This is a genomic window from Alkalibacterium psychrotolerans, from assembly GCF_054784355.1.
Genome location: NZ_BAAGPH010000100.1, coordinates 1 through 3,587, shown reverse-complemented (window position 1 = coordinate 3,587; position 3,587 = coordinate 1). Strand labels below are relative to the sequence as shown.

4 protein-coding genes are annotated in these 3,587 nt (G+C 36.9%); all 4 read left to right on the top strand.

Annotated elements, in window-relative coordinates:
- A partial coding sequence (locus ACYVLS_RS09205; RefSeq protein ID WP_460323813.1) for a hypothetical protein occupies window positions 1-180 on the top strand: 180 nt, incomplete at its 5' end.
- On the top strand, window positions 150-1,562 hold the full coding sequence (locus ACYVLS_RS09200) for a PTS transporter subunit EIIC (protein WP_460323811.1): 1,413 nt from the start codon (window positions 150-152) through the stop codon (window positions 1,560-1,562). The genes ACYVLS_RS09205 and ACYVLS_RS09200, both read left to right, overlap by 31 nt.
- Before the next feature lie 172 nt (window positions 1,563-1,734).
- Window positions 1,735-1,875, top strand: a complete 141-nt coding sequence (locus ACYVLS_RS09195) for a hypothetical protein (protein ID WP_460323809.1) — start codon at window positions 1,735-1,737, stop codon at window positions 1,873-1,875.
- 241 nt (window positions 1,876-2,116) lie between these two features.
- Window positions 2,117-3,220 (top strand): AI-2E family transporter, encoded by a 1,104-nt coding sequence (locus tag ACYVLS_RS09190; protein WP_460323807.1) that lies wholly within the window; start codon window positions 2,117-2,119, stop codon window positions 3,218-3,220.
- The last annotated feature ends 367 nt before the right edge of the window (window positions 3,221-3,587 follow it).

Genomic DNA, 3,587 nt, shown 5'->3' with positions numbered 1-3,587 from the left:
GTTTGTTTTAGTGAACTTCATTTTATCAGATTAAGGGGGGAAGAGGTGCCTTTTTGCACTTTTATTGACAGAGCAACGTTAGTTGCTTTAAAACATGTTAAAAATATAAAAAAATTGGTAACTACTTATAAAAAATGGGAGGGTATAAAATGGATATTAAAGGAGCCATTCAAAAATTAGGTAGGTCGATGTTAGTACCTGTCTCAGCAATGCCACTTGCAGGTATACTTTTAAGGATTTCATCGGACGATTTATTAAATATTCCTATATTATCTGCAGCAGGTAGTGCTGTATTCGGTAATTTGGATATATTGTTTTCTATAGGAGTTGTTTTTGGATTTGCAAAAGCTAAAGATAAAGGCATGGCTGCACTAACCGCAATACTCGCAATACTTACATTAAGGCAAGGACTAGAGGTTATAAACCCTGATATAAATATGGGCATATTTGGCGGGATTGTATCTGGTGGCGTTGCTAGCTGGACATACAATCGGTATAAAAATCAACAGCTTCCTCAAATTTTCTCGTTTTTCGCGGGTGAACGATTTCCCCTTACAATGATTTTAATAATTCAAACATTTGTTGCACTTCTGTTCGGCTTCCTATGGCCCATTATGCAAACTGGAATAGATGCATTTGCTCAAACATGGGTTCAAATGGGAGCTTTAGGCGTTGGAATGTTCATGTTCTTTAACCGCTTATTAATACCGTTCGGCTTACACCATGTCATTAATTCGTATATTTATTTCGATTTAGGCGAGTTCACTACAGAGTCAGGGCAGCTGGTTCAAGGAGAAATCCCCAGATTTTTAAATGGAGATCCTACTGCTGGACTTTTCCTCGCCGGATTCTTTATAGTTATGATGTTTGGAATTCCAGGTATCTGTCTAGCTATTTATAGAGCAGCGTACTCAGATAACAAAAATAGAGTAAAGGGCGTTATGGGTAGTGGAGCTACGACTTCTTTTATTACTAATATAACTGAACCTGTTGAGTTTACATTCATGTTCACGGCACCAATACTTTATGTTATCCATTCATTCTACGCAGGGTTAGCTGGTATCACAACATACCTGTTAGATATTAGAATGGGATTCTCTTTTGGAGCCTCACTGGTAGATTATATACTAGGATTCAATATAGCACGAAATCCCTTATTAATAATTCCGGTAGGCGTAGTCTTTTTCTTCTTATATTATTTCACATTTTACTATGTGATAAAGAAGATGGGTTTGAAAACACTTGGCCGAGAAGATAATAAAACCTTTACTGAGGAAATTTCTAAAGAAGAAAAAGAATTTAATTTAGCAACTAATAACTATTCCTATTTAGCTAAAAAACTATTGGAAGCTCTTGGTGGTAAGAATAATATAGAAGAGGCTTATAATTGTGTGACTAGACTAAGGGTTACCACTATTGATCCTTCTAAAGTTAATGAAGAGCGGATAAAGCAGACTGGCATAGTTGGTTTAGTTAAAGCATCAGAAAGTAATTACCAGTTAATTATTGGACCGGAAGTTACAAATGTAATGTCTGAATTTAACAAGCTGCTGGATGATTAAATATCAAAGACATAATTTGAAGTTATCCGTATAGAATAACTTCAAATTTATAAACAATGTTTATTACAGACATTTAACTTTTTTGAATAATTAGTCAAAATGATTGAAACGCTTACATTATTGATGTATACTCTCTGTTATATAATAGTTTTGCGGAGGGAGTGAGAGGATAATGAACGAGGATCAATTAAAAGCTTTGGAAGAAATGCTGAGACAAAAAAGAGAGAACGATGAAAGAATCGGCATTAAAGATGTGACCCGTATTCTCTACCCGTCAAACTCTCCCGAAACCAGCACAGCCAGTCAAACTTAAAATAAACTTCTAAAAACTATATCTCATAAACAGCAAATAGTCCGCTTAACGTTGACCCAGGTCAATAGTTTTCGGGCTATTATTTTTTTAATCTGGATAATCACTGCAATAGTAAATGTAGCAGCCGTTGGGCGCGTAAACTTAAGACAGATAGATTTCACCCCTTAATCTTATGGTATACTATAGTTAAATATTATGTGTTCGTATGAGTCTAAATCACGCGAAACAAAGGAGCACAATGATGGACGAAAAATTCTTTAAAATAGGCAAGAATATATTACTGCTTTTCTTAATTATCTTTATGGGTAGCCAGATCAGCTGGTTCTTCACCCCTTTTCGAGTGGCCTTTCAAACGATGTTTATCCCACTCATTTTAGCCGGTTTTCTATTCTACCTACTCCGGCCATTTGTCAATCTGCTCAGTAAAAAACTACCTAGAGGTGTCTCGATTCTGATTATGTATGTCATATTAATTGGAGGACTACTGTTCGGTCTGGCTCTGCTTGGTCCGATTCTTCAGGAGCAGATGGTCAGCCTGGCTACCAATATCCCCTCTATTATTTCCGGAATTGAGGACTGGGCTCTTGAAATTGATCTATTCAATCGCATTAGTCAATTACAGGATGAACAGTTTATTGATATAGACGGCTATATCGAAACAGCTACCAACACACTGAATCGTATGGGAAGAGGATTAGTCAGCGGATTCGGCTCGGTGATTGGAACAGTAGCGAGTGCACTCTTTGTCTTGGTTCTTCTGCCTATTCTCTTATTTTATTTACTGAAAGACTCAAGTAGCTTTAATCGTTCCTTTGTCAAACTGTTTCATGCAGACCAGCAAGGTGAGGTAAAAAGTATATTAAAAGAGATTGATTATACGCTCTCTTCTTACATTCAAGGTCAAGGTATTGTCTGTTTTTTTGTAGGGGTTCTCTGTTTAATTGCCTTTCTGCTAATAGGCCTCGACTACGCCTTGCTGCTGGCAGTGATAGCCGGCGTGACAAATATTATCCCTTATTTCGGCCCTTGGATTGGAAGTATTCCTGCGGTAATGGTTGCTTTGTTTACATCGCCAGTTGTGACCCTGCTAACTGTCGGAGCTGTGGTTATCATTCAGCAAATCGAAAGCAACCTGATTGCACCTCAAGTTATCGGAAAAAAATTGAAGATTCATCCTTTAACCATCATTTTTCTTATCTTAATCGCAGGTCAATTAATCGGACTGATTGGCATGATACTAGCTGTACCGTTTTACGCAGCACTACGTGTTCTAATCACTCACGGCATCGCGATTTTAAGACTGAGAACACAGTCAAAAAAAATTTTGCCAAATAAACAATTATAATGTCATACGAAAACAGGCATCAAACCTCTTATTGAAGGTTTGATGCCTGTTTTGTATTCATGATGGTCCCTACTGGGCATAAAGTATACGTTTTAAAGAGTTTGAATGAGTATCAAATTTCAGTATATATTATAGAAGAAACTATTTAAGTGTATTTATAAAGTAAACTAGTTTAAAAGTATCATGCAGGTAAAACGGCAAGCGTAACTGCAACTATAATTTACCTCAGGGCCAGGTATTAGGGGCTGGGAAAAAACTCCCCTAAAATGAATACATCCCTCGACCGATTTTGAAAAAAAATGGTCGAGGGATGTTTCTTTTTTAAAGACAAAATGAGCCCCACCGGCTATAATTGAAGTACCAACAG

Coding starts and splice junctions, on each gene's coding strand:
- ACYVLS_RS09200 (WP_460323811.1), top strand. CDS start 150: ATGGATATTAAAGGAGCCATTCAAAAATTAGGTAGGTCGATGTTAGTA.
- ACYVLS_RS09195 (WP_460323809.1), top strand. CDS start 1,735: ATGAACGAGGATCAATTAAAAGCTTTGGAAGAAATGCTGAGACAAAAA.
- ACYVLS_RS09190 (WP_460323807.1), top strand. CDS start 2,117: ATGGACGAAAAATTCTTTAAAATAGGCAAGAATATATTACTGCTTTTC.